Origin of the sequence: Kitasatospora sp. NPDC051984 (assembly GCF_044593455.1) — a bacterium.
In the GTDB taxonomy this organism is placed as follows: Bacteria; Actinomycetota; Actinomycetes; order Streptomycetales; family Streptomycetaceae; genus Kitasatospora.
In genome coordinates this window covers 89,288-113,508 of record NZ_JBIUCB010000017.1, presented here as the reverse complement: position 1 = coordinate 113,508, position 24,221 = coordinate 89,288, and the positions used below count along the sequence as shown (strand labels likewise).

Below are 24,221 nucleotides of genomic sequence, written 5' to 3'. Positions count from 1 at the left end.
CGGAGCATCAGAAACCAGGTGTGGCAAATCCGTTCAGGAACCACAGCGCCGCCGTCCACCACAGCAGCCCGATCGCACAGAACAGCGCCCCGCCCGCCACCGGCAGCGCCCAGCCCGGCAGCTTCCCGTGCTGCACCAGCAGCACCTTCGCCGCGAACGCCCCGTACAGGAAGCACCCCGCCATCGAGTGCACCCCCACCCGCGCGTCCGTGAACCGCACCCCGTACGCCAGCAGACAGTGCTGCGCGATCGGCAACGACAGCACGAACGCCAACACCCCGCCCACCCGGTGCCAGAGCCGCACCCGGTCCGCCCGGACGCCGCCCCGGTACATCCACAGCGCCAGCAGCACCTGCACCAGCGCCACACCGAGCAGCGCCGTACCGAGCTGCGACTTCAGCCGCAGCGCGTCCTCGCCGGACTGCCCGAACAGGCTGCGACCCGGGTCGGGCGTGTGGGCCCGCCCGAACCACAGCAGGCCCGCCACGACCACGAGCGGCGCGAGCACCGCCAGGGCGGTCAGGGCGGTCTGCCTGGACATCGTCGGGCGCGGCACCTCAGTTGTCCTGGGTGCCGTTGTCGATGGCGGCCTGGCCGCCTTGGTTGCTCTGGCTGCCCGTGCCGGGGTCGGTGCCGGGGTCAGTGTCGGTGCCGGTGTCGGTGCCGGTGATGTTGTCGGTGCTGGTGCTGGTGCTGGTGCTGGTGCTGGTGCTGGTGCCGGTGCCGGTGCCCGCGTCTGTGTACGTGCCGGTGCCGGTGCCCGGATTCGTTCCGGTACCCGTGTCCGCGTCTGTGTACGTGCCCGTGCTGGTGCCCGCGTCCGTGCCCGCGTCCGCGTCCGTGCCCGCGCCCGTGTCCGTGCTGGTGGCCGCGCCCGGGCCGGTGCCTGTGCTGGTGTCCGTGTACGTGCTCGTGGCCGCGCCCGTGTCGGTGCCCGAGCTCGTGGCCGCGCCCGTGTCGGTGCCCGTGCCCGAGTCGGTACCTGCGTCCGTGCCCGGATTCGTTCCGGAGGTGCCTGGCGGCTGCACCACCGCGGGCGCGGACGGCTCGACGGGCACGTAGGGGTCTGCGGGGTTGGCGGGCGCCACCGTGGCGGTGGCCCCGGCGGTGGGTTCGGCGGTCGCACCCGCGGTCGCCCCGGCGGTGGGATCGGCAGTCGCCGTGGCGCCCGCGCTCGCCGTGGCGCCCGCGCTCGCCGTCGCCGCCCCCGACGGCACGGTCCCGGCCCCGTGCAGCGTCGAGACGTCCACGCCAACCGGGTCACCCAGCGAGGTCACCGCGTAGAACTTGCCGCGCGGGTCCGCCACGGTGTGCCCGGTGGCCTCGCCCGGCCCGTGGTCGCCCGTGTACCGGTACAGCGGGTGGCCCTTGTACAGCACCTGCGCCGACCCGTCCGGGAGCGCCGCCGCGCCCAGCAGCCCGTCGTCCACGCCCGGATCGGCCATCGGGAAGCCCGGCGTGGTCACCGGCGGCCAGGACTTCGCGCACTCGTCCACGCAGGTGCCGTGCACCGAGGTGTCCGCGCCGTACAGGTACAGCGTGCGGCCCTGCGCGTCCACCAGGATCGGGCCGAGGCTGCCCACGCTCGCCAGCGCCACCCGGGTGCCCGCCGAGGTCGCGAACGTCGACCCCGACGGATTCTCCTCGGCGGCAGGCGTCGGTACCGGGGACCCGGATCCGGCCGGTGGGGCACTCGGGGCGAGATCCGCGCCGCAGCCCGCGGCCGCGAGCACGGACAGGGACAGCACCGCGGCGGCGGCGAGACAACGGGAACGGGGCATCACGACTCCTGGCGACGGAGCGGGGGCTGGTCTGCGGGGGCTGGTCACCATCCACCCCCGCCACCGGCCACCCGGCCACTCCAGAGCGGGCCCGGTCCGCACCAGGAGGTACCCCATTGCCCTGGACGGCCCACCCGCCGCGGCTGGCGGCCCGTCAGCCCCGACCGTCGAACGGCCGTCCTGCGCGCCCCACCCGGACGGGCGGACACTGGAGAGGTACGACCTCGCCCGAGGGGGCGCCCATGACCACCCAAAACAGCACCACACCCGCGATCCGGGTCCAAGGGCTCGGCAAGCGCTTCGGAGACCTCGTCGCACTCGACGACGTCGATTTCGAGGTGCCACCCGGCAGCGTGTTCGGACTGCTCGGGCCGAACGGGGCGGGCAAGACCACCGCCATCCGGATCCTCACCACCATCATCCGACCCACCAGCGGCCACGCCGAAGTGCTCGGCACCGACGTGGTCGCCCACCCGGGCACCGTGCGCCGACTGATCGGCCTGGCCGGCCAGTACGCCGCCGTCGACCCCAACCTGACGGCCCGTGAGAACCTCCGCCTGATCGGCAGGCTCACCCAGCTGCCGCGCCACCGAAGGTCCCCGCGCGCCGCCGACCTGCTGGCCCAATTCGATCTCACCCAGGCCGCCGACCGGCCCGTCCGCACCTTCTCCGGCGGCATGCGCCGCCGGCTCGACGTGGCCGCCGCGCTGGTCCCCGAACCACCCGTGCTGTTCCTCGACGAACCCACCACCGGACTCGACCCGCAGAGCCGCACCGCCCTGTGGGAGCTGATCCGGGAACTCGTCGCCGGAGGCACCACCGTCCTGCTCACCACCCAGTACCTGGAGGAGGCCGACCGGCTTGCCCAGCGCATCGCCGTCCTCGCCGAGGGCCGGGTGGTCGCCGACGACAGCCCGCACGCCCTCAAGACCCGCCTCGGCACCACCGTGCTGGAACTCGGCATGGGCGAGGACCCGCGCGCCGTCCGCGCCGCCGCCCTGCTCGCCGACCGCCTCGAACGCGCCCCCGAGCGCGAGGGCGCCCTGCTGCGCCTGCCCAGCCCGGACGGGTCGCTGCTGCTGACGGACGTCCTGCACGCGCTGGAGGCCGAACAGCTCACCCCGCACACCATCGCCGTCCGCGAATCCAGCCTCGACGACGTCTACCTCGCTCTCACCGGCCACCGCACCTCCGGAGGCACGTCATGACCGCTGCTGCCCCAGCCATCGACCTCGCCCCCACGCCCGGCCTGTCCGGACGCCTGCTGGCCCCCGTCCGGGACGGCCTGGCCGTCTGCGGACGCAACCTGATCGCGCTGAGACGGGTGCCCCGGCTGCTGATCTTCTCCACCGTGCAGCCGGTCGTGTTCGTGCTGATGTTCCGCTACGTGTTCGGCGGGGTGGTCGGCGCGGCCCTGCACGGGGTGAGCTACGTCGACTACCTGATGCCGGGCGTGTTCGTGCAGGTGGTCGTCTTCGGCGCGGTCAACACCGCGATCGGCCTGGCCACCGACCTGCAGACCGGCCTGATGGAGCGGTTCAGGTCGCTGCCGATGGCCCGCTCCGCGGTGCTCTCCGGGCGGACGGCCGCCGACCTGGTCCGGAACGTGTTCGTGGTGGCGCTGATCAGCGGCGTCGGCTTCCTGGTCGGCTTCCGGGTGCACAGCAACGCCTGGGGATTCCTGGCCGGGGCGCTGCTGGTGGTGGCGTTCGGCTTCGCGATGTCCTGGGTGTTCGCCGTGGTCGGCCTGGCCGTCGGCGACCCGGAGACCGCGACCGCTGCCGCGTTCCCGGTGCTGGCACCACTGGTGTTCGCGTCCTCCGCGTTCGTGCCGACCGTGACCATGCCCGGGTGGCTCCAGGTGTTCGCCAACCACCAGCCCGTGACCATCACCGCCAATGCGGTCCGCGCACTGATGCTCGGCACGCCGGTCGGCTCGCAGGTCTGGCAGGCGCTCGCGTGGGACGTCGGCATCGTCGCGGCGTTCGCGCCGCTCGGGGTCTGGCTCTACCGCAGGGCGGTGTGAACCCGGCTAGGACGGCGCGTCCTCGGGCCGCTCGGGCTTCTGCGGAGGCTCGGGCGGTTCGGGCCGTTCGGGCTGTTGCGCCTGTTCGGGCTGCTCGGGCGGTTCGGGCTGTTGCGCCTGTTCGGGCTGCTCGGGCTGTGCGGGCTGTGCGGGCTGTTCGGGTTGGGACCACACGGTGTGGTCGCCGCCGCGCCAGGCGACCAGCTCGGGGTCGTCCAGGTCGGGTTCGTCCACGCCCGCGCGGCGGATGAACTCCGCCACGTCCTCGGCCGAGGTGGCCCGCCCCACCGTCCGCCCGTAGATCTCCACCCGCCGGTACGGTCGCGCCCCGCGGGTCGGTGGGCGGACCACGACCGGCGGGTGGAATATGTCTCCGGACTGGCTCATACCCCCAGTGTCGCGCGCCCTGGACGGACCGGCATCGGCGCAGGTCGGCGGGCTTGTGCGGAGCGTGGTCGGACGGTCGCGGTGCGCGCCCGGGGCGGCGGTTCAGACCGTGATCAGCCGGCGCAGGACGGGCACCCCGTCCGGCACCAGCGGCAGGCGGTGGCCGGCCAGCAGTTCGGCGGGCGGGACGAAGCCGCACCAGTCGATCTCGGCGTCGTCCGGGCCCGGCACCGGCGGGCGGTCGGTCAGCACCCGGCGCACCACCAGGAAGCCACCGCCGGCCAGCAACTGCCCTTCCGGTGGCCTCCGTTGCATCAGCAGGTCGTAGTGCCCGGGGTAGTGCGGCGCCTCGGCCGTGCGCCGGTACAGCAGCACCCGCCCGGCCGGATCCACGTGCACCGTGGCGACGAGGCGCCGCAGCAATGGCGGCTGCGGGACGGGCAGTTCGGCGGTGCGGGCATCCGTCGGTGCGGGATTTGAGGGCACGGTCGTCCCGTCTGTCGGTGGACCGGGGCCGGGCCGGCCGCCGGGCCGGAGGCGACGGCCGCGCCTGACGCATCATCACCACCCGGATGCGGCACGATTGTTGCACATTGTGCGCGCGTGGTGACGTATCGTGGCGCTCGCGTGTGCCATCCGCGTCCCGTCACCGAATCGAGGGCCCATGCACCCCGCCACCGTCCCCGGCGGCCTCCCGCTGCTGGGCCACCTGCCGGCCATGATCAGTCGCCCGCTCGCCTTCCTCGACTCCCTGCCCGGGTACGGCGAAGTGGTCCGCGTCCGGGTCGGTCCGCGCGAGCTGTACATGGTCGGCGCACCGGAGTTGATCCGGCAAGTGCTCACCGACCGGGCCGACTTCGACCGCACCGGGCCGCTCTACGCGAAGATCCGCACCTTCCTCGGCAACGGCCTCGCCTCCTGCCCGCACTCCGACCACCAGCGGCTCCGCCGCATCGTTCAACCGGCCTTCCAGCGCGCCCTGTTGCCGCGCTACGCCGAGGTGATGACCGCCGAAGTGGCTGCTCTCACCGCCCGTTGGCAGGCCGGGCGGACCATCGACGTCACCCGCGAGGCATTCACCCTCACCACCGCCGTCGCCGTCCGCACCCTGTTCTCGGCCGGCCTGGCCACTGATGCCGCCGAACAGCTGCGCCACGCCCTGGACGTACTTCTGCGCGGCCTCTACCTGCGCGTCGTACTGCCCGCCGCCGACCTGCTGCCCACCCCCGCCCGCCGCGAGTACCGCCGGGCGCTGCGCACCTGGCACGCCGGAGTGGCCGCCATCATCGCCGACTACCGGGCCCGCGGCACCGACCACGGCGACGTGCTGTCGCTGCTGCTGGCCGCCCGCGACGAGGACGGCCGGCCGCTGGCGGAACGCGAACTCGCCGACCAGGTCGCCACCTTGGTGCTGGCCGGGGCCGAGACCACCTCCTCCGCGCTGGCCTGGTCGCTCCGCCTGATCGCCGAACACCCCGAGGTGGAACGGAAGCTGCACGCCGAGCTGGACGCCGGACCGGCCGGCACCCCCGCCGGCTGGCCGCACCTCGCCCAACTCCCGTACACCGCCCAGGTGGTGAGCGAGGCACTGCGGCTCTACCCGCCCGCCTGGGCGATCAGCCGCACCACCACCCGCCCGCTCGAACTCGGCGGCGTCCGACTGCCCGCCGGTGCGCTGGTGATCTGCTGCCTCTACCTGCTCCAGCGCCGCCCCGAACTGTTCCCCGACCCCACCCGCTTCGACCCCGACCGGTTCGCCCCCGGCGCCGTCCACCGGGACGCCTACCTGCCGTTCGGCCTCGGCGCCACCCGCTGCCCCGGCGACCGCTTCGGCACCGTCGAAGCCACCCTCGCGCTGGCCACCATCGCCGGCCGCTGGCAACTGCGCCCGGCCGTCGCCGGACCGGTGCGGCCACTGCCCCGGCTGGTGCTCTCGCCCGGGCCGCAGCCGATGCGGCTGACGGAGCGGCTCAGCGGGCCAGCGAGTTGACGGCGGCGCGGAACAACGGCGATGCTGCGGCGGACAGTTGGACGATCCGGGGGCCGGTCAGCGGGTGGTGCCGGGCGGCCAGCAGGGCGGTGGTGAGCAGTCGGTAGGGCCGGGTGGCGCGGTGCCAGGCGCGTTCGTACCCGGCCGGGCGGTCGGTGGTCAGGCAGTGGACGGCGGCCTCGGCGGAGGCCAGGGCGATTGCGATGCCCTCGCCGGTGAGGGCGTCCAGGTACCCGGCGGCGTCCCCGACCAGCAGCACCCGCCCGTGCACCCGCGCCGCCGCGTGCTGGCGCAGCGGCCCCGCGCCCCGGACCGGGCCCGCCTCCGCTCCGGCCAGGCGCTTCAACAGAGCGGGGAAAGCGGCGAGTTGGTGGTCGAACGGCAGGCGCTGCGAGCCCAGAATCGCCACCCCGACCGCCCGGTCGGACACCGGAGTGACGTACGCTTCCGCGTGCCGCGACCAGTACACCTCCACCAGGTCGCTCCACGGCCGCACCGCGAAGTGGCGCCGCTGCCCGTACCGCGCCGGCCGGCGGGGATCGGCCGGCCGGTGCAGGCCGAGCGCGCGGCGGACGGGGGAGTGCAGGCCGTCGGCGGCGACCACGTGCCCGGCGGTCAAGTCGCCCACCGTCACGGCCTGTTCGGTGACTTGCAGATTCTCCGCGCGGCCGGTGGCGCGTCGGACGCCCAGCCGGTCCGCGCGGTCCGCGAGGGCGGCGTGCAGCACGGTGCGGCGTACGCCCAGGCCGTGGCCGGTGCGGAAGCGGGCCTCGGCGGTGCGCGGGCCGTCGGCCTCCAGGTAGCGGATGCCGTGGAACGGATGCCCCTCGACGGTGACGCCGAGCCGGGCCAACGCCCGTACGGCGCCCGGCATCAGGCCCTCGCCGCAGGCCTTGTCGACCGGCGTCGGACGCGGCTCCAGCACGGTGGTGGACAGCCCGGCGCGGGCGGCGTGGATCGCGGTGGCCAGCCCGGCCGGGCCGCCGCCGATCACCAGCAGGTCGATCACGCGGCGGCCCGGCAGAGCGTCAGCGCGGCGTCCTCGCAGCGCAAACGGGTGGCCAGCAGGAGGGAGTTGAGCACGGTGAACGTCAGCGCCGTCAGCCACGCCGTGTGCACCAGCGGCAGTGCGAAGCCTTCCACCACCACCGCCAGGTAGTTGGGGTGCCGCAGCCACCGGTACGGCCCGCCGGCGACCAGTTGCAGGCCCGGCACCACGATCACCCGGGTGTTCCAGCGCGGCCCGAGCGTCGCGATGCACCACCAGCGCAGCCCTTGTGCGCCGAGTGCCAGCGCCAGCATCGGCCACCCCAGCACCGGCAGGAACGGCCGCCCCGCCCAACGGACTTCCAGCAGACAGCCCACCAGTAGCCCCGTGTGCAGGGCCACCATCGGCGGATAGTGCCGCCGCCCGTACTCCACCCCGCCCCGGGCCAGGCTCCAGGCGGCGTTCCGGCGGGCGACCAGCAGCTCCGCCAGCCGCTCCACGGCGACCAACGCGACCAGCACGGTGTAGGCGATCATCATCAACTACCAGCGCAGCAGGACGAGTTCGGAGGAGAAGCCAGGGCCGAGCGCCAGCATCAACCCGAACGAGCCCGGTGGCGGCGGGCCTTGGTCGATCACGTCGCGCAGAATGTGCAGCACCGACGCCGAGGACAGGTTGCCGCAGCGCGCCAGTGACTCCCGGCTCGGCGCCAACGCGGCATCCGGCAGGCAGAGTTCCTCACCCAGCACGTCCAGCACCCGGGGCCCGCCCGGATGGCACACCCAACTGCCCACGTCCCCCGGCTTCAAGTCGTGCGCGGCCAGGAATGACGCCACCTCCTCGCCGACGTGCAGCCGCACCAGCTCCGGCAGGTCGGGCCCCAGCAGGATCCCGAACCCGGAGTCGCCGACCTGCCAGCCGAGCAGCCGCTCCGTCCCCGGGTACAGCCGGCTCCGGGTCGCCACCACCGTCGGCCCACCGCCTGCCGCCGGGTGCTCCTCGCCGACCGCGAGCAGCGCACCCGCGCCGTCCCCGAACAGCGCGGTGGCCAGCAGGTTCGGCGGCGAGACGTCCGTCCGTTGCAGCGTCAGCGAGCACAACTCGGTGGCCAGCAACAGCGCCACCCCGTTCGGACGCCCCGCCAGCACCTCGTCCACCACGGCCAACCCGCCCGCCCCGCCGGCGCACCCCAGGCCGAACAGCGGTACCCGCCGCACGTCCTGGCGCAGACCGAGCCGGGACGCGATCCGCGCCTCCAGCGAGGGAACGGCGATTCCGGTGACGGTGGTGGAGACCACCACGTCGACCTGCTCCGCGTCCATCCCGGCCGATCTCAGTGCCAACTCGGCTGATCTGTGGGCGAGTTCGGATGCAGCCTCCAACCAGGCATCATTGGCCTGCCCGAACCCGTCGAACTCGCCGTACCGCTCCAACGGGAACATCAGGTGCCGGAACTCCACCCCCGCCCCCGCGAAGAACCGCTCCGCCAGCGCCAGTTCGTCCCCCGCCCCACCCCGCAGCGCCGCCAGCCCAGCGCCCAACTCGCCCTGCCGGTACCGATGGGGCGGAAGGACCCCGCCCACTCCCGCGATCCGCGTCACCGACCCAGGATAGGGACCGAACCCACCCGAACCGGGCAAATCCCGCACGCCGGGCGCGTCCTGCAGGTGGTCGGAGACCTCGGTTGTCAGAGGCGGAGCGTGCTCCAGCCGCGGGTGATCTCGTCGCGGACGTCCGTGGTGCCGTCCGCTTGCGGGGACGCCAGCAGCGCGAGCAGCGCGGTGCCGTCGGCCGGGCGGGCGGCCGGGTCGGGGGTGAGAGCACGCGCGACCACCGCGGCGAGCGCCGGGTCCAGGGCGCGGACAGCGGCGAGGGCGGCCTGGTCCGGGCCGGTGTCGATGATGCGGCGGATCACCCCGCCGGTACTGGTCGCCGCGAACGGGCTGGCCCCATGGGCGGCGCACACCACGCAGCACGCCCACGCCCAGATGTCGGCGGCCGTGCCCACCCGCTCCTCGCCGAACTGCTCCGGAGCCATGTACGTGAGCGTGCCCGGCCCCGCGCCCGTCATGGTCAGCCGGGTGCCGTCCACCAGTGCCGCGATACCGAAGTCGAGCAGCCGGGGCCCCGCCGAGGTCAGCATGATGTTCGCCGGCTTGAGGTCGCGGTGCACCAGGCCGAGCCGGTGAACGCCCGACAGCGCCACCGCCAACGCCAGGCCGAGCGCGCGCAGCGCCTCCGGCGAACGCACCGGACCGTTCTCCCGCAGGTGGGAGTCGAGCGGCCGCCCGTCCAGCAACTCCATCGCGAGGAACGGACGCCCCGCGTCCACCCCCGTGTCCAGCACCCGCGCCGTGTACGCCCCCGGCACCATCGCCAGCACCTCGGACTCGCGCTGGAACCGGCGCAACAGGTCCGGATCGTCCAGCAGTTCGAGGTTGATCGTCTTCAACGCGACCTGAGTGGCCGCGCCCTCGCGCCGCGCCAGGTACACCGTCCCCATGCCGCCCGCCCCGATCCGGCCGAGCAACTGGTACCCGCCGATGCTGCGCGGCTCGTGGCCGCTCAACGGCTGGTGCGGCACCTGGGCGGGCGCCGGGGCCTGCACCGGGGGAACGGCGGGCGGAGGCGGGGCGGCAAGGGCGGTCGCCGGGGCGGTGAACGCGGTGGCGGGCGGGACAAAGGGTTGGGCGTAGGGCTGGGCGTAGGGCTGGCCGGGCTGCTGGGGCTGCTGGGGCTGCTGGGCGTAAGGCTGGGCATAGGGCTGGCCGTACGCCTGACCGATCGGTGCGGCGGGCGACGGTGCGGGGTGGCGGCGGGCGGTGATCAGCGCCACCGTCTGGAACACCAGCGCACCGATCACCACGCCCAGCGGCAGCACCAGCACCGCCAGCACCGCCAGCACCCAGAGCGCGATCCGCTCCCGCCGGCGAAGCCGCCCGTCCACGGCCACCCCGGGCGGCATGCCGACCGTCAGCAGCGCTCGCCCGACCCGGTGGGTGAGCAGCAGCAACGTACCCACCAGCAGCGCCGAGACGCCCCACAGCCAGAACCGCACGCTGACGCTGTGCACATGGAGCGTCATCGCGAGCGGGTGCTCGTCGGCGAACGCCGCCGGGCTGTGCAGCACCAGGAAGCCGTAGTTCGGGACGAGGATCATCCCGATCTCGAGCGCGGCCGCGACTGCCACGCACACCACCAGCTCGCCCACCACCGCCCCGACACCGGGCGACACGGCCCCGGCCACGGTGGCCACGGCCCGCGCCCGGAGCGTGCGCTGGGAGCGCCGCAGCAGCGGCAGGGACAGCATGCGCGTGACCAGCGCCAGCAACAGCACGAGCGGCAGGTCAACGGCGAGATCGGAGTCCAGCACCGTCGGATTCCCCCTGATCGGCCGGTGAACGGGCACCGGGAGTATATGTGCGACGCACTGCTCCCGACACGACAACTCTTCTACTCCACAGCATTCTTGACACTCCTCCGCATCTCGTCGCGGTGCGCGGTCGGCGCGGTGATCCCACGCCGCCGCTTCCCGGACGGTTAGCGTGGCGGGCATGAGCAGCGGCGCGACGGTGGTGTCCCGGGGGCTGGTCGGGGGCCTGGTGCGGGCCTGCCATCCGGTACCGGCCGCGGCCGTGACCGGACTTGCCGGGGCGATGGCCGTCGGTGCCGGACGCGGGCTGGCCGGGACGCTGCTCACCGGCGGCGCGGTCGCCGCCGGGCAACTGTCGATCGGTTGGAGCAACGACCTGATCGACCGGCAGCGGGACGGGGCCGCCGGGCGCACCGACAAGCCGCTCGCCGCCTCTGAACTGCCCGTGCATCAGGCCGTGACGGCCACCGGCTGGGCCGTCGCCTGCTGCGTGCTGCTGTCGGCGGCGTGCGGGGTCGCGGCGGCGACGGTGCACCTGCTGGCGGTGGCCGCCGGCTGGGCGTACAACCTCCGGCTGAAGGCCACCTGGTGGTCCTGGCTGCCGTACGCGGTCGCGTTCGCCCTCCTCCCCGCCTTCGTCACTCTCGCCCTCCCCGGCCGCCCCTGGCCCGCCGCACCCGTCCTCGGCGCGGGCGCACTGCTCGGCATCGCCGCCCACTTCACCAACGTCCTACCGGACTTGGCCGCCGACCGCGCCGCCGGCATCCGAGGCCTCCCCCAACGCGCCGGCGCCCGCACCTCGGCCCTCACCGCCGTCCTCGCCGCAACCGCCGCCGCCCTCCTCCTCGCCCCCGGCTGGCCCGTCCTCGCCATCACCACCCCACCCGCCCTCGCCACCCTGCTCGCCCCCCGCGGCCGCCTCCCCTTCCTGTCGGTCATCGCGGCGACGGCGGTGGCGGTGGCCCTCCTGCTGCTCAACGGGGGTCTGCGCGGCGGTTTTTAGTGTCACGCAGCAGGGCTCAGGTCGTGCGGACGGCCTGAGCCCCTACGGGATCAGGGGGTGACTCCGGCGTGCTGAATGACGGTGGAGGTCGGAGATGGGCTGCTGGTACCGGCACTGTCGCCGCCGCCGGAGGTGATGCCGATCAGGAACAGCAGCGCCAACAGCAGCCCGCCACCCCCTGCAGCCGCCTTCCCGCCGCCGGACCCGCCGCTGTAACTGGTGTAGCTGGAGCTGCGGGTGACGCTGTTCGGGCTGTTGATCACCCGATCGTGGGGCCCGACGTAGGTCCCGTCCTTTCGGTAGTAGCCGCGAACCCGGACGGTCTTGGTCATCGACACTCCAGAGAGGGTTGTGGACATGCTCCCCGCACGCGGCGATTCCACCACCCGGCACTGACAATTCCGCACCCTGCCACGTGAGTTAACCGATAGTCTGCGGAAGTCAGAGCGTTCCTCCTGCCGCTCGGCTCAGATCGGACGGTCAGGCTCGTCGAGCCAGGCATACCAACCGGCCGGGCTGACGGCGAGTCCGAACCGTTCGACGCCGGGCTCGCCCGCCCGCTGCCACCAGCCGAGGGCCCGTTCGAAGGCGTCCCACAGACGGCGGTCGCCGTACTGGCGGATGTAGTGGACGTCCTCGCCGTCGCGGAAGGTCGCGGCCGCCCACGCCGGGACGGTGAAGGAGTACAGCCACAGGGTGTGGGCACCGTTGTCGTGGACCTGGACGGTATGGGTCACGTCCCGCAGGCGAAGGCCGGCGACGAACGGGAACGGGTCGAACTCGCCGTGCGCAGGAAGCACTTGATTGGTGATGCGCTCGGCGACGGCGCCGCCGGCGGGCGGGGGTGCGGGCCAAGTCAGGCGCTGGGAATGCATCTTCATGAAATCGACGGGCTGGAGAAACGGGCCGGTGGCGGTGCCGTCCGCGCGCATGGCGAGGCGGAACAGCAAGCGCGGGACGGCGTCGAAGGCCGCTGCCCAGTCGGCGGAGACGGGGAAGGACCGCCCCGCTTACGTCACTTGCGTCCTCCCCCGTCTCCGGGCGGCGTCCATGGCGTGTCGGGGCGGCGGTCGCCCCCGTCGTCTGTGCCGACGCCCATGTCGGCCTCCTCGCCGTCGTTGCCGATCCCCGTCCGCATCAGGTGAGGAGCGGGTGAGCTGTCAGGCGTGTGCCCGCTCGATCGCCTCGAAGATGTCCGCATCGGTTTCCTGCTGCCACAGCGGCAGCTCATTCCAGTCGGCGATGTATCCCGGCTTCGGGTTCTCGATGTGCTTGTGGATCTGGGCGATCCAGCACAGTGCCACGAACCGCCCCTTCTGCTCCCGGGTGAGTTTCGCGGCATTTCCTCCACTCACGAGAAGGAATTCGCGGACCTGGCCGAACACTGCGGCGGCGCACTTGCGTTCCCAGTCCGGCGTCTCGGCCCACGGGGCAACGTATCCGGGTTTCGGATCACCCGGGTAATGCTTCGAGACGCCAGCAATCCACGCCTCGCGAAAAATCTGGCCGTCAGTTGACGTATACGACACGTATTGCTCCTCGGTCAGACGGCGCTGTCGAGCGCCGAGATCTGCTGATGCAATTCCAGGGCCCGACCATCGGGCATGAGCGGCACAAGGCGATCCTTGACGGCTTCCAGCTTTCTTCCGACATAGCCGGAGCCGGTCTGTTCGGCCAGCTCCAGAGCAGCACGGACGTAGTGGCTCGCCTGATCAAGGTCGCTGCGCTCGGCCTCGAGGGCGGCCAATTCCGCGAGCACTGCTCCCCGGCGGCGTGGTGATAGCTGCTGGGAGAGCGCCGAGGTCAGTGCTTGTTCTGCTAAGTCCGGGCGTCCGAGGGTGAGATAGCAGGTCCCTCGCTCCTCCGAGAGACGTGATCCGTCGAAACGAAGCCAGCCACCGTTGTGTGGTCGGCCCGACAGGTCATGTACCTTCTCGGCTGTGTCGAGGGCCCGGCCGACGGCCTCGAAGTCGCCGAGCCCGGCATACGCCTGGGCCTGGACCGCCGCCACCCAATGGCGAGTCGACAACTGACCGTCTCCCCGATCGGCCACCCGGGAAGCCGCCGACAATATCGGGGCGGCAACGGTGAACCGCCGCTCGTACAGCTCCACAAAGGCATGCCGGGTCAATGCGCAGGCCCACATGTCGAAAGCTTCCGCCTCTTTGCAGGCGCTGGCGGCCAGCGTATAGCAGTGGGCCGCATCGGCGTATCTGTTGGCATCGAAGAAGATCTCCCCGGCCAGCTGGTAGAGATCACCAACCAGAAGGCACAGCCGTTTGTGCAAGTAATCGGTTCGACTCTCTTCCAGGCCTTTGGCCAACAACCCCAACTGGTGTCGTACCATCGGATAGACGGCCTTCTTGGAATCGGTAAGGGAAAATACTCGCCAGAGATTCGAATTAAGCTCGGGCCCGGTCTCCGCCAAACCTTCGGCCACTCCACACCGATGTGGCGAGTTGCCGATTCCGGGCAGGGTGACGAGTGCGCCTGTTGTGGCAAGCAGACTCAGGACATCACGGCGTTTCATGTCGTCTGTGTCCCCGGCAGGAGGGCCGGCGGCGGAAGCTGCCGGAAGGGTCGGGAGGGCCGCTTCTGGAGTCAGCAGGTCGGCAAGCTCCTCGGGACTGACCTTCAGCGCCAGGGCCAGCTTGGGGAGCACCCACCCGTGCGGGTCGGTGCCGGCCTCCCAGCGGGCAACGGTGGAGGTCGCCACCCCCAGCAGTTCGGCCAGACGTTCCTGGCTGTGGCCCAGCGCCTTGCGGCGGGCGGCAAGGCGCTTCCTTCTCGCCGTCACATGCTTCTCCCCACTCGCGTTGAGAGGCCCAGCTCATGACCGACAACGCACCGATTATGCCTGACGAATGCTCAGATTCTGCTCTGGTTCCGGGCAATGTGTTGACCGTTCACTGGGTGCAGCGACATCAACAGCCCGGCAGTGGGGCCAGCGTGGCCGGAAGGCCGACCAGGAGTGCGCGGGGTAACGGCACTCACCACATCCGGCCGCACTCCCGCACCCCGGGGCGTCCATGAACTTCCCGGCCCTGTGGGGAAGGACCTACCGGGCCGGGACGCCACTGAACCACTGCCCGTCCGTCACGGGCGGTCAGAACCAACCCGATTGGAGCGCTACGTGATCTCCGACATCACCGAATCCGACACTGTCCTGGACGAGTTGGGCAAGTTCTTCGTGGTCGCCGGCCAGTTCTTGGACGCCGGTCTCCCCGCGCCGCAGATGTTCTCCAAGGCCGTGGATCTGGCGTGGCACCGGCTCGTCGAGGACCCCCGCGAGCACGACGCCTTCACGGCCAAGTACGCCGGCCGCAGGCTCTTGCACACGGAGAGCAGCGGTGCGGGCTTCATCGACTGGGTGGACGCCTACGAGCGGGCGTACGGTCCGCTGCCGGACCTCTGGTTCACCGATGCCGAAGGCGAGTTGGACGTCGAAGCCCTCGGTCGGTACCGCGCCACCGGTACGGTCTGGGCGGAGTGGGACTGCTCGCCCGCGCCCGGCGACGGCGACGAGCTGACCCCGGCGTCGTCGTAGCTGTGATCGCCGCACCGCCCGACGGAGCGTCCCGGCCGACCGCCGGGGCGCTCCGCCTCGTCGAACCCCGGACCGAGCACCCCGTCAGAGCGGACGTGAACGGATACCTCGCCGAGTTGTACGAGCACTGCCCGTTCCTGCGTCCGTCCGTCCGGCGCGGTATGACTGGGTGGACCGTCTACGAGATCACCCCGGGCGCTCACCAGTACGCTGTGGAGGCCGAGTTGTTCCACGCCGGGGTCCAGGCCGCCGAGTGGGTCCGCCCGCTGATGCGGCGGCCGTACGGGACGCTCGTCTGCGAGAACATCGTGCTGCTCGGGCACTGCGACGGCGCGGACCACCGGGAGTTGATGGCCTGGCCGCACTGGGCGCTCAAGCACCTGTACGCCCCCATCGGAATCATGTTCGGCAAGTTCCTCCAGGGCGCGGCCGAGACCGGCCGGTACGGGCAGCGCATCCCGCCGCCGCCGTTCTCGTTCCTCCCGGTGCGGGTGGGTGTGCGGCCGTTGGACCCGAGGTTTCTCACGAAGACGCCCGACCTCGCCACGGCCCTGGCCGTTTCGGTGGACGACGGCCGGGACGTCTTCGAACACATCCCCTGCGAGTGGAAGGCAGTTCGAGAATGGGCGAGTTCCCTGCCGCGGCCCACGGAGCACTGAAGGCGGCCGAGGCCCTGTGCGGGCCCGTCACGCTGACGGCGGTCAGCGATCGGCGCGGCTCGGCGGTGTGGAAGGCCACCGGCCCGGACGGTGCGGCGAGCATCAAGTTCGGCACCGGCGAGGTCGCCGAGGTCATCGTCCGCGAAGCTTCCGTAATCGACCAACTCCCCGGCTGCACCGTGGCCGTGGGCCGGATCGATGGCGGCGGGATCTGGTTCGTCACCCGCTGGGAGCACGGGCCGAGCACCTGGCAGCAGTACAAGGCCGTCCGCGCGGGACGGCCCGACGGCAGGCCGGTCGCACTGACGTCCGCCGTCGAACTGGCCAGGGCCGTCGCCGGTTTGCACGCCATGGGCTGGATCCACGGCGACCTCCAGCCCGCGCACGCCATCCACACCGCGAACGGGGTGCGGATGATCGACTTCGCGTGGTCCCGCCAACTTGGCGAAACGCCCTGGATTGCGTTCCGGGGAGCGATGGTGCACCTCACCGCACCCGAGCTGGCCGCCGGGATCACGGCAGGGCGGCAGCCCGTCCTCACCACGTTCCCATCCGATGTGTACGCCCTCGCCGCCACCCTGTGGACCTGCGCCACCGGAGACTGGCCGCTGGACTACGAGGCCGCCGGCATCGACCGCAAGGCCGCCGGTCCGGCCGCCCTGCTCAAAGCCATCGGCGAGCGGGCCGTACCGCTCGTCAGCACCGAGGTCTGGCCCGAACTCCAGCACGTGCTGAGGCCCGTGCTGCTCGGCGACGCCACGGCCCGCCCGACGGCCACCGAACTTGCCGACCAGCTCGGCACGTTGAACGAACCAGCGCGCCGTTGATCGCCCTCCGGGAGCTGGTGCCCGGCGACGCCCATGCCCTGCCCGACATCTACACCGCCGAAGCAGTCCGCCACCTCGGCCGACCACCGATGAACCTTCCGGAAGCGCTCGACCGTGTCCAGCGGGCTCGCACTCAACCGGCAGAACCGCCACGGGACTTCGTGCGGGGCATCACCGCGGACGGCGAACTCGTCGGCATCGCCAAACTCCACCAGCGCACCGCCGCCGACGCCGCCGTCAGCTACCTCCTGCGGCCCGACACCTGGAACCGGGGATACGCCACCGCCGCCGTGCACCACCTGCTCAACCTGGCGCGCCTCCTCGGGATACCCCACGTCTCCGCCCGACACCACCCGGCCAACCCGGCCTCCGGTCGTGTCCTCCGCAAAGCGGGATTCGTCCCGACCGGCGAGCATGCCGGGTTCCTGACGTACTCGGCCCAGTTGTCACGGGAAGGCGTACGTCCCGATGCGAGGAATTCCGATCGACAGGTGCCCCAGAAGGGCGCTGTGATGGCCCCGACCGCCCGCCGCAAGGAGCGGGCCCGGATCGGGAGTTGAACGTGGTGGGCGTGGAGTTCCGGCCGGTGATCGACGGCGCGTTGGCCAGGCGGCTGGTTGATGCGCAGTTTCCGCAGTGGGCGAGGCTGCCGCTCCGACCGGTGGAGCCGGGCGGGTCGGATCACGTGATCTTCAGGTTGGGTGGCGGGTTGACAGTTTCACCCGAACGTGGCGATCGCAGCCGTGATCAGTTGACGGGTTCCTGCGCGGCCCAGGGTGGTCGTGACCGGACGTCACAACCACCCTGCGGCCCGGATCAGGAACGGATCAGTTGTGGCGGCCCTTGCGGCGGCTGAGGGCGCCGGTGAGGCCGCCGATCAGCAGCAGGGCGCCGCCGGTCGCGGCGGTGCTGAGGACGGTGGTGCCGGTGCTGGCGAGGACGCCAGAGGTCTGCGACGACGTGGTGGCCGACGGGGTCTGGGTGTCGGGCGAGGCCGGCGGGGTGGAGGAGGTCGACGGGTCGGGGGTGCCGGGGGTCTCGCTGCCGCCGGTGGGTGTCGGTGTCGGCGACGGGGTGGGCGACGGGGTGGTGGCGTCCTTGACCGTGAGGTCGGTGGTGCAGGCCGTCTCGTTGTCGCAGTCGCCGCGCGGGTCGTCCGGTGCGATGGCGGAGGTGGACAGCTTGCGGTCGCCCTTGCCGTTGACGGTCACGGAGTAGGTGATCGTCGCGCTGCCTTCGACCGGGAGGTCGCCGGTCCAGAGCAGCCTGCCGTCCTTGACCTCGGCGGTGCCGAGGTCGGCGGTGACGTCGCCGTTGTAGTCGGCGTCGTCCAGCACCTGCGACAGGTCGTCGAGGATCCGGGCGGTCTTGACCGCGCCGTCGCCGTGCTGGGCGACCTTCACGGTGTAGGTCACCTTGTCGCCGGGGTGCACGATCGAGCCGGACTTCGGGTCGGAGTTCTCCGTGAAGGTGTACGTCCCGACCGGGGCCGGGTCGTAGGTGTACTGGCCGGTGCTGGTGCCGGCGGGGGTGGTGACCACGACGGCGACGGGTCCGGGGAACTCGGCGGCGGGGACGGTGGCGGTGATCCGGCTGTCGCTGTCGACGGTGAAGTCGGTGGCCGGGGTGGAGCCGAAGGAGACCCCGGTCGCCCCGGTGAAGTGGCTGCCGGTGATGGAGACGGTGGTGCCGCCGGCCAGCGGGCCGTGACCGGGCTCGAGGCCGTTCACCACGGGGGCCGGGGCCGCGACCTGCGTGTCGAGGGTGGCGCTTCCCAACGGACGGTTGCGGGTGTCGGTGGCGGAGGTGGTAGTGGTGACGGTTCCGCCAGCGGTCGACTTGACAGTGAGGGTGATCGACACCGGGGTGCCCATGCCGGCGAGGTTCCGGCACGAGACGGACGATCCCGACTCGACTTTGCACGACCAGTCCAAGACCGAGGTGAGTGCGCTCGTCACGCTGGCGGCGGCACCGGACAGCTTGACGTTGACCATCGGTGCGCCGGTGCGCTGGTCGGTGTTGGGGAGGTTGATGGTGAGGGTGTAGGGAGTGTTCGTCGGCACGGGCGCGGCCGGGCCGTTGATCTGCACGACGGAGTCGGCGTGCGCGGGTGCGGCCAGGGTCAGCAGGCCGAAGGTGGTGGTCGCCGTGGCGAGCAGCGCCGCGGTGCGCCGGGCCGGCGTCGCGGCGAGTATGGAACGGGACATGAACACCCTTCATGAGGGGTCGGGCCGCGCCATGACGGGCGATGCCGGTCCGGCGAGGCCGAGCGGGGGCGCGTGAGCGCGGCCGCCCGCTGAACGGCAGTTGATCGGTGGGCGCTCGCCGCACTCGGCCGCCGATGGTGACACCAGGGCGTCGGCGATGTGGGCGCAGTGCCGACGGAGATCCTTCCACACCTTTCACAATCGGACTGCGCATTCATCAAATTGCGATCCGACAATCTGATGAGTCGTCAAGTACTGGAACTCTCGGCGAGGTTCGAGCGGTCTCGATGGACAGGGCGGCAGGGGTGCGATGTGATGGCTTCGACTGCCCGCCGCACGGAGCGGGTCGGGCTTGGGGGTTGCTGTTGGTGGCCCGGGTGCTGATCGATGCCGCGTTGGCCAGGCGGCTGGTTGACGTGCAGTTTCCGCAGTGGGCGGGGCTGCCGCTCACGCCCCTGGAGGCCGCCGGATCGGATCACGCGATCTTCAGGCTGGGCGGCGAGTTGGCCGTACGCCTGCCCCGGCACGCGGATGCTGTGGGGCAGGCGCAGAAGGAACTGGAGTGGCTGCCGCGGCTCGCGCCACGGTTGCCGTTGGCGGTGCCCGTGCCGGTGGCCGTCGGCCGGCCCGGGTTCGGGTACCCGTGGCCGTGGGGGGTGAGCCGGTGGCTGGACGGGGAGGTGGCCACCGTCGAGGTGCTGGGGGAGTCGGCGGGGGCGGCCGTCCAACTGGCCGGGTTTCTCAGGGCACTTCAGGGGTGCGCGGTCGGGGGAGGTGAGCGCACCGGCGAGGAACTGGCCGAGCGGGACGAGGACACCCGGGCCGCCATCGCCGCGCTTGGCGGTGTGTTCGACGGCGCGGCGATGACGGAACTGTGGGACGCGGCACTGGCCGCGCCGGGGTGGGGGCGGCCGCCGGTCTGGTGCCACGGCGACTTCCACACCGGCAACCTGCTGACGAGCGGCGGGCGGCTCAGAGCTGTCATCGACTTCGGCGGCCTCGGCCTCGGTGACCCGGCCTGCGACCTGACCATCGCCTTCACCTTGATGTCGCCCGCGAGCCGGGCCGCCTTTCGCGACGCGCTCGGCGTGGACGAGGCGACCTGGACCAGGGGTCGCGGCTGGGCGCTGACCACCGGCCTGAACGCCTACACCCACTACGCCGCCGCCAACCCGCGCGTCGCGGCCCAGACCACCCGTCAGATCACCGAGGCACTGCGCGGCTGACCGGAGAAGCACCTCAGGTGGCCGCGCCGCACAGCGCGCAGTCGACCAGGTCGTCGAGGCGCTGCGCGGCCGGCCGGAAGCGACGTCAGGCGGAGAGCCCGCCGTCCACGGAGATCACCGCGCCGGTGACGTAGCGCGCGTGGGGGCTCGCCAGGTGGGCGACGGTGGCGGTGATCTCGATGCTTGTCCGAGCGCGAGGCCGTCGCTGGCGGCATTCGGACTGCGCGTCCCGGGTCGTCAGGCGTACGCGCGGGCCTCCGCCAGGATCGCTTCGGCGCCCTGGTCGAGCAGCAGCCCGGCCACCGCGATGCCGAGCTTCTCAGGCCCGGCCGGGGTGCCGGACAGTCGGGCCTCCACCTGCCGGGTGCCGTCCACCGAGGTGACTTGGCCGTGCAGGGTGAGGATGCCGTCCACGGTTCGGGCGAACGCGCCGACCGGGACGGAGCAGCCGCCGTGCAGTTCGGCGAGCATCGCGCGTTCCGCCCGCACCTCGGCGTCGGTGTCCAAGTCACCTGTACCGTCCAGGAGTTCGCGGGCCAGGGCGTTGTCGGCGCGGACCTGGATGCCGAGCGCACCCTGCCCGGGGCTGGGCGGGAACAGTTCGACGGGGAGGAGTTCGGCGATCTCCTCGGCCCGGCCGAGGCGGCGCAGGCCGGCGGCGGCCAGCACCACCGCGTCCAGGGTCTTCAGCCGGGCGAGTCTGGTCGGCACGTTGCCGCGGATCCGCTCGGGCTGCAAGTCCGGTCGGACGTGCAGGAGTTGGGCGATCCGGCGGGCGGCGGAGGTGCCCACTCGGGCGCTCGGCGGTAGTGCGGTCAGCCGGGATCCGCACAGTGCGTCGCGGACGTCCGCGCGGGGCGGCGGTGGGAGCAGGATCAGGCCGTCCGGGTTTTCGGTGGGCAGGTCCTTGAGCGAGTGCACGATCACGTCCACCTCGCCGTTCACCAGCGCCGAGACCTGGTTGGTGGAGAACGCCGAGCCGCCGCCGCGCTCCGACACCTCCCGCAGCGCGGCCTTCCGGTCCAGGTCGCCGTCCTCCAGGATGATCCGGTGGCGGATCACCAGCTCGGGGAAGCGCTCCCGGACCGGGGCGAGGAACTCCCGGACCTGGGCCCGCGCCAGCTGGCTGGCCCGTGACCCCACCACCAGTTCGACCATCGTCAACTCCCGCTAATCTCCGTCACCCTGACGGCATGCTAGACCCTGGCGAGCGTTCCGTTTTCCGACGGAATGTCGGGAACCGTGTTAGTGGGGCGTTCCAGCCGGAGCAGGGCGGGGACGGCAGCCAGCGAGGCGGCCAGCAGAAACAGCCAGGGCCAGGCCGGGCCGTGGACGAACAGCAAGGTCAGCAGGCCCGGAGCGAGCGCCTGACCGATGCTCCAGGAGAGCTGGTTGACCGCCAGGTACCGGCCGCGGCGCGCCGGATGGGCGAGCGCCACGCTCAACTCCTCGCGGCCCGGCGTGGCGACCGTCTCGGCCAGGTTGTACACCACCATCGCGGCGACCAGCCCGGCGCCGACCGCCCACCCGGGCGCGCCGGGCAGCAGCGCGAAGACGGCGAAGGCGAACGCGTTCAGCACCGCGCCGGCGGCCACCGCCCGGGTCGGCCGGACGCCCTCCATCAGCCGCGACACCGGGCTCTGGGTGGCCACCACCTGCAGGCCGTTGAGCACCAGCAGCGCACCGGCCACCGAGGCATCCAGGTGCAGCGCCTCCGTGACGTGCAGGGCGATCAGCACACTGAGCGCCATCGAGGCCAGCACGAAGGACAGGTTCGCCGTCACCATCAGCAGGTACCGCCGGTCCGCCAGGACGGCCCGGTAACCGCCCTGCGCGGACGGCGGCTCCGGGGCGGCGGGCGGTTCCGGCATGGCGGGCGACGACGGCGTGCCGGGCGACGACGGGGTGCCGGGCGGTTCCGGCGTGGCGGGCGGTTCCGGCATGGCGGGCGACGACGGCGTGCCGGGCGACGACGGGGTGCCGGGCGCCGATGGGGTGCCGGGCGTCGACGGGGTGCCGGGCACCGGCTGGCCGCCGGGCACCGCCGGGACGTCCGGCCGCCACGCCGCCAGCAGCGCGCCCGCCGCCAGGTACGAGGCCGCGTTCAGCACCACCAGCAGCCGCAGCCCGCCCGCCCCGCCGTCGCCCACCAGCAGCGCGCCCAGCGCACCGCCGTATCGACGACGCCTGGCTCATCGGCAAACCCCACGCCCGCACCCGCACCAGCCCCTGACAGCACTTCGCCCCGCCGCACAAGCAACGAGGCGAAGCAGTTAGGCCCGAATTGACCTACAGCGTCGAGTCCTCGGCCGGGCCCGCGCCCAGCTGCTCGCCGAACTCGACGCCCCCGCCACCACCACCGAACTCGCCGCCCGCACCGGCCTGTCCGCCCCACCGTCTCGCACCACCTGCACGCCCTGCACGACGCCGGCCTCGCCGCCCGCCACCGCACCGGCCGCACCGTGCTCTACCTGCGCACGGCGGCGGCCGAACTGCTCTGCGGCGAACGCTAGTTGGATCAGAGCCCGAACACGCCGTACGAGAACCCGTCCGCGTGCAGCACCGAGTGCGTCAGCGACACTCCCCGCCCGAACAGCAACCGGCCCGGCAGCTCCCGCTCCACCGGCAGGTGCGCGGGCGTGCGGCGCGGATTGACCACCACCAGGTAGCGGCCGTCGCGCAGGTACGCCAACGGGTAGCCGGTGTGCAGCAGTTCGACCGACCCGTCCGGCCCGAGGCCGGGGTGCGCGCGGCGCAGCGCGATCAACTGCCGTACCTGGTGCAGCAGCGAGGCCTGGTCGGCGCGCTGGGACGCCACGTCCGGACGGCCCGGCGCCGGGTCCAGCGGCAGGTAGAAGCGCTCGGCGGGCGCCGTGGAGAACCCGGCGTCCGGCGTCGCGTCCCACTGCATGGGGGTGCGGCAGCCGGCCCGGTTGTAGTGCGGGCCGAGCGCGCTGCCCTCGGTGTCCGGCAGGCCCGGCACGAAGCGCATGCCGATCTCGTCGCCGTAGTAGATCGCCGGGACGGTCGGCCAGGTCAGCTGGAAGGTGAACGCCGCCGCCAACTGCTCGCGGGTGCGCGGGCCGCAGGCCAGTCGCGAGTAGTCGTGGTTCGCGGTCGGCAGCGAGGCGAAGCCCCGGCCGTCCATGGCCTGCGCGGTGCGCTCCCACTCGGCGACGAACGGCTGCATCGAGCCCTGGCCCTCGGCGTCGAAGTAGCAGTCCTGCCGCGGCCAGTGCTCGTGCACGGTGCCCGCGCCGTTGTCCCACAGCGAACGCAGCGCGGCTCCGTCGTCCGGGCCGCCGAACTGGAGGAAGAAGTCGCCGTGGAAGCCCATCGGCACCGAACGCGCCGGGTCGCCCCACTCGGCGAGGATCACCTGGTCGGGGTGGTGGGCGTCCATCCAGGCCCGGGTCTCCCGCCACAGCCTGCCGGTCTCGACGAACCCGGGGTCGTCCTTCACCAGCGAGGACGCCATGTCCACCCGGAAGCCCGACACGCCCAGGCCGAACCAGTGCGTCATGATCTCCCGCAGCGCAGCCCGGTTCGCCCGCGGGCCCTCCGCGTCCACCGGCTGCCGCCAAGGCTCCGTCGAATCCCGTTGCGCGTAGCCGAAGTTGAGGGCGGGCTGGAAGTCGAAGAAGTTCGGCTTGTACCAGCCCGGACGGCTCCCGGGCGAGGCCACGAACCCGGGCGCGGGCCGGTCCGCCCAGATGTACCGGTGGTCGTCCGGGTCGCCGGCCGACCGCGCGAACCACGGGTGCTGGTCCGAGGTGTGGCCCGCCACCAGGTCCAGCAGTACCCGGATCCCCGCTCGGCGGGCCGCGTCCGTGAACTTCGCCAGATCCTCCGGCGCGCCGTACCGCGGCGCGGTGGTCAGGAAGTCCGCGACGTCGTACCCGGCGTCCCCGAACGGTGAGGCGAAGCACGGGTTCAGCCACACCGCGTCCACGCCGAGCCACTGCAGGTACTCCAGCCGCTCCGTCAGCCCCGCGAAGTCCCCGATCCCGTCGCCGTTCCCGTCCGCGAAACTCTGCGGATAGATCTGGTACAGCACCGCACCGCGCACCCAGTCCGTCCCCACACCCGTCCCCTTCCGTCCCGACCGCCACAGTGCTGCCGTTCTCCTCTGCCATGCCCGGCGTGGGGCCGGGAAAACGGTGGACGGCGGTGCCCGGCCTTCGTGTGTCGGGTCGGCGGGCCGTTC

At 72.5% G+C, this 24,221-nt stretch carries 26 protein-coding genes and 1 pseudogene; 10 read left to right on the top strand and 17 right to left on the bottom strand.

Features of this window, described 5'->3' with window-relative positions; genetic code table 11:
- Positions 1 to 7: 7 nt before the first annotated feature.
- Together ACIHEI_RS27765 and ACIHEI_RS27760 are read right to left on the bottom strand one after the other, a co-directional pair.
- Entirely contained in the window at positions 8 to 541 is a 534-nt protein-coding gene (locus tag ACIHEI_RS27765) for a DUF6529 family protein (RefSeq protein ID WP_396608517.1), read from the bottom strand.
- Between the two features lie 16 nt (positions 542 to 557).
- On the bottom strand, positions 558 to 1,781 hold the full coding sequence (locus tag ACIHEI_RS27760) for a hypothetical protein (RefSeq protein ID WP_396608516.1): 1,224 nt from the start codon (positions 1,779 to 1,781) through the stop codon (positions 558 to 560).
- Positions 1,782 to 2,023: 242 nt separating this feature from the next.
- Between ACIHEI_RS27760 and ACIHEI_RS27755 the strand changes: the two genes are divergently transcribed.
- Together ACIHEI_RS27755 and ACIHEI_RS27750 are read left to right on the top strand one after the other, a co-directional pair.
- Positions 2,024 to 2,989: an ATP-binding cassette domain-containing protein gene (locus tag ACIHEI_RS27755; protein WP_392948136.1), complete on the top strand. Its 966-nt coding sequence runs from the start codon at positions 2,024 to 2,026 to the stop codon at positions 2,987 to 2,989.
- Positions 2,986 to 3,807: an ABC transporter permease gene (locus tag ACIHEI_RS27750; RefSeq protein ID WP_392948134.1), complete on the top strand. Its 822-nt coding sequence runs from the start codon at positions 2,986 to 2,988 to the stop codon at positions 3,805 to 3,807. The genes ACIHEI_RS27755 and ACIHEI_RS27750 overlap by 4 nt, the downstream gene beginning before the upstream one ends.
- Positions 3,808 to 3,813: 6 nt before the next feature.
- Here ACIHEI_RS27750 and ACIHEI_RS27745 read toward each other — a convergent pair whose 3' ends face one another.
- Together ACIHEI_RS27745 and ACIHEI_RS27740 are read right to left on the bottom strand one after the other, a co-directional pair.
- Positions 3,814 to 4,194: a hypothetical protein gene (locus ACIHEI_RS27745; protein ID WP_396608515.1), complete on the bottom strand. Its 381-nt coding sequence runs from the start codon at positions 4,192 to 4,194 to the stop codon at positions 3,814 to 3,816.
- Between the two features lie 102 nt (positions 4,195 to 4,296).
- Positions 4,297 to 4,680 carry a hypothetical protein gene (locus ACIHEI_RS27740; RefSeq protein ID WP_396608514.1) on the bottom strand — a complete coding sequence of 128 codons (384 nt, stop codon included), beginning with the start codon at positions 4,678 to 4,680 and terminating at the stop codon, positions 4,297 to 4,299.
- Positions 4,681 to 4,858: 178 nt separating this feature from the next.
- Here ACIHEI_RS27740 and ACIHEI_RS27735 point away from each other — a divergent pair, with 178 nt between their 5' ends.
- Positions 4,859 to 6,184: a cytochrome P450 gene (locus ACIHEI_RS27735; protein WP_396608513.1), complete on the top strand. Its 1,326-nt coding sequence runs from the start codon at positions 4,859 to 4,861 to the stop codon at positions 6,182 to 6,184.
- Here the strand turns inward: ACIHEI_RS27735 and ACIHEI_RS27730 are convergent.
- The 4 genes from ACIHEI_RS27730 to ACIHEI_RS27715 all read right to left on the bottom strand — a co-directional run bounded on the left by ACIHEI_RS27730 (position 6,165) and on the right by ACIHEI_RS27715 (position 10,545).
- Positions 6,165 to 7,193 carry an NAD(P)/FAD-dependent oxidoreductase gene (locus tag ACIHEI_RS27730; RefSeq protein WP_396608512.1) on the bottom strand — a complete coding sequence of 343 codons (1,029 nt, stop codon included), beginning with the start codon at positions 7,191 to 7,193 and terminating at the stop codon, positions 6,165 to 6,167. The two genes, ACIHEI_RS27735 and ACIHEI_RS27730, sit on opposite strands and share 20 nt — an antisense overlap.
- Positions 7,190 to 7,708: an isoprenylcysteine carboxyl methyltransferase family protein gene (locus ACIHEI_RS27725; protein ID WP_396608530.1), complete on the bottom strand. Its 519-nt coding sequence runs from the start codon at positions 7,706 to 7,708 to the stop codon at positions 7,190 to 7,192. The genes ACIHEI_RS27730 and ACIHEI_RS27725 overlap by 4 nt, the downstream gene beginning before the upstream one ends.
- A gap of 6 nt (positions 7,709 to 7,714) precedes the next feature.
- Positions 7,715 to 8,773 (bottom strand): type III polyketide synthase, encoded by a 1,059-nt coding sequence (locus tag ACIHEI_RS27720; protein WP_392948121.1) that lies wholly within the window; start codon positions 8,771 to 8,773, stop codon positions 7,715 to 7,717.
- A gap of 86 nt (positions 8,774 to 8,859) precedes the next feature.
- A complete protein-coding gene (locus tag ACIHEI_RS27715) occupies positions 8,860 to 10,545 on the bottom strand; it encodes a serine/threonine-protein kinase (RefSeq protein ID WP_396608511.1) in 1,686 nt (561 codons plus the stop codon).
- Positions 10,546 to 10,726: 181 nt separating this feature from the next.
- Between ACIHEI_RS27715 and ACIHEI_RS27710 the strand changes: the two genes are divergently transcribed.
- Positions 10,727 to 11,548 carry a UbiA family prenyltransferase gene (locus ACIHEI_RS27710; protein ID WP_396608510.1) on the top strand — a complete coding sequence of 274 codons (822 nt, stop codon included), beginning with the start codon at positions 10,727 to 10,729 and terminating at the stop codon, positions 11,546 to 11,548.
- A gap of 50 nt (positions 11,549 to 11,598) precedes the next feature.
- Here ACIHEI_RS27710 and ACIHEI_RS27705 read toward each other — a convergent pair whose 3' ends face one another.
- The 4 genes from ACIHEI_RS27705 to ACIHEI_RS27690 all read right to left on the bottom strand — a co-directional run bounded on the left by ACIHEI_RS27705 (position 11,599) and on the right by ACIHEI_RS27690 (position 14,345).
- Positions 11,599 to 11,880, bottom strand: coding sequence for a hypothetical protein (locus ACIHEI_RS27705; protein WP_396608509.1), 282 nt, complete (start codon positions 11,878 to 11,880; stop codon positions 11,599 to 11,601).
- 135 nt (positions 11,881 to 12,015) lie between these two features.
- Positions 12,016 to 12,498 (bottom strand): hypothetical protein, encoded by a 483-nt coding sequence (locus ACIHEI_RS27700; protein WP_396608508.1) that lies wholly within the window; start codon positions 12,496 to 12,498, stop codon positions 12,016 to 12,018.
- Positions 12,499 to 12,708: 210 nt separating this feature from the next.
- A complete protein-coding gene (locus ACIHEI_RS27695) occupies positions 12,709 to 13,077 on the bottom strand; it encodes a hypothetical protein (RefSeq protein ID WP_396608507.1) in 369 nt (122 codons plus the stop codon).
- Between the two features lie 14 nt (positions 13,078 to 13,091).
- On the bottom strand, positions 13,092 to 14,345 hold the full coding sequence (locus ACIHEI_RS27690) for a helix-turn-helix transcriptional regulator (protein WP_396608506.1): 1,254 nt from the start codon (positions 14,343 to 14,345) through the stop codon (positions 13,092 to 13,094).
- 336 nt (positions 14,346 to 14,681) lie between these two features.
- Between ACIHEI_RS27690 and ACIHEI_RS27685 the strand changes: the two genes are divergently transcribed.
- The 5 genes and pseudogenes from ACIHEI_RS27685 to ACIHEI_RS27665 all read left to right on the top strand — a co-directional run.
- Positions 14,682 to 15,095, top strand: a complete 414-nt coding sequence (locus ACIHEI_RS27685; protein WP_396608505.1) for a hypothetical protein — start codon at positions 14,682 to 14,684, stop codon at positions 15,093 to 15,095.
- A 2-nt stretch (positions 15,096 to 15,097) separates the two neighbouring features.
- A complete protein-coding gene (locus ACIHEI_RS27680; protein WP_396608504.1) occupies positions 15,098 to 15,754 on the top strand; it encodes a hypothetical protein in 657 nt (218 codons plus the stop codon).
- Positions 15,718 to 16,581: a hypothetical protein gene (locus tag ACIHEI_RS27675; protein ID WP_396608503.1), complete on the top strand. Its 864-nt coding sequence runs from the start codon at positions 15,718 to 15,720 to the stop codon at positions 16,579 to 16,581. Before ACIHEI_RS27680 ends, ACIHEI_RS27675 begins: the two co-directional genes overlap by 37 nt.
- A complete protein-coding gene (locus tag ACIHEI_RS27670; protein WP_396608502.1) occupies positions 16,578 to 17,141 on the top strand; it encodes a GNAT family N-acetyltransferase in 564 nt (187 codons plus the stop codon). Before ACIHEI_RS27675 ends, ACIHEI_RS27670 begins: the two co-directional genes overlap by 4 nt.
- 11 nt (positions 17,142 to 17,152) lie before the next feature.
- A pseudogene (locus tag ACIHEI_RS27665) lies at positions 17,153 to 17,299 on the top strand (phosphotransferase); the annotation flags it as partial.
- Positions 17,300 to 17,408: 109 nt separating this feature from the next.
- On the opposite strand, the gene ACIHEI_RS27660 reads toward ACIHEI_RS27665, so the two are convergent.
- Positions 17,409 to 18,788, bottom strand: coding sequence for an IPT/TIG domain-containing protein (locus ACIHEI_RS27660; RefSeq protein ID WP_396608501.1), 1,380 nt, complete (start codon positions 18,786 to 18,788; stop codon positions 17,409 to 17,411).
- Between the two features lie 368 nt (positions 18,789 to 19,156).
- On the opposite strand from ACIHEI_RS27660, the gene ACIHEI_RS27655 reads away from it, so the two are divergent.
- A complete protein-coding gene (locus ACIHEI_RS27655) occupies positions 19,157 to 20,014 on the top strand; it encodes an aminoglycoside phosphotransferase family protein (protein ID WP_396608529.1) in 858 nt (285 codons plus the stop codon).
- Positions 20,015 to 20,099: 85 nt separating this feature from the next.
- Here ACIHEI_RS27655 and ACIHEI_RS27650 read toward each other — a convergent pair whose 3' ends face one another.
- The 4 genes from ACIHEI_RS27650 to ACIHEI_RS27635 form a co-directional block, all read right to left on the bottom strand.
- Positions 20,100 to 20,255: an SDR family oxidoreductase gene (locus ACIHEI_RS27650; RefSeq protein ID WP_396608528.1), complete on the bottom strand. Its 156-nt coding sequence runs from the start codon at positions 20,253 to 20,255 to the stop codon at positions 20,100 to 20,102.
- Positions 20,252 to 21,172, bottom strand: a complete 921-nt coding sequence (gene hemC, locus ACIHEI_RS27645) for a hydroxymethylbilane synthase (RefSeq protein WP_396608527.1) — start codon at positions 21,170 to 21,172, stop codon at positions 20,252 to 20,254. Before hemC ends, ACIHEI_RS27650 begins: the two co-directional genes overlap by 4 nt.
- Positions 21,173 to 21,210: 38 nt before the next feature.
- Positions 21,211 to 22,164, bottom strand: coding sequence for an MFS transporter (locus ACIHEI_RS27640; RefSeq protein ID WP_396608500.1), 954 nt, complete (start codon positions 22,162 to 22,164; stop codon positions 21,211 to 21,213).
- A 368-nt stretch (positions 22,165 to 22,532) separates the two neighbouring features.
- Positions 22,533 to 24,098, bottom strand: coding sequence for an alpha-amylase family glycosyl hydrolase (locus ACIHEI_RS27635; RefSeq protein WP_396608499.1), 1,566 nt, complete (start codon positions 24,096 to 24,098; stop codon positions 22,533 to 22,535).
- Positions 24,099 to 24,221 lie beyond the last annotated feature (123 nt).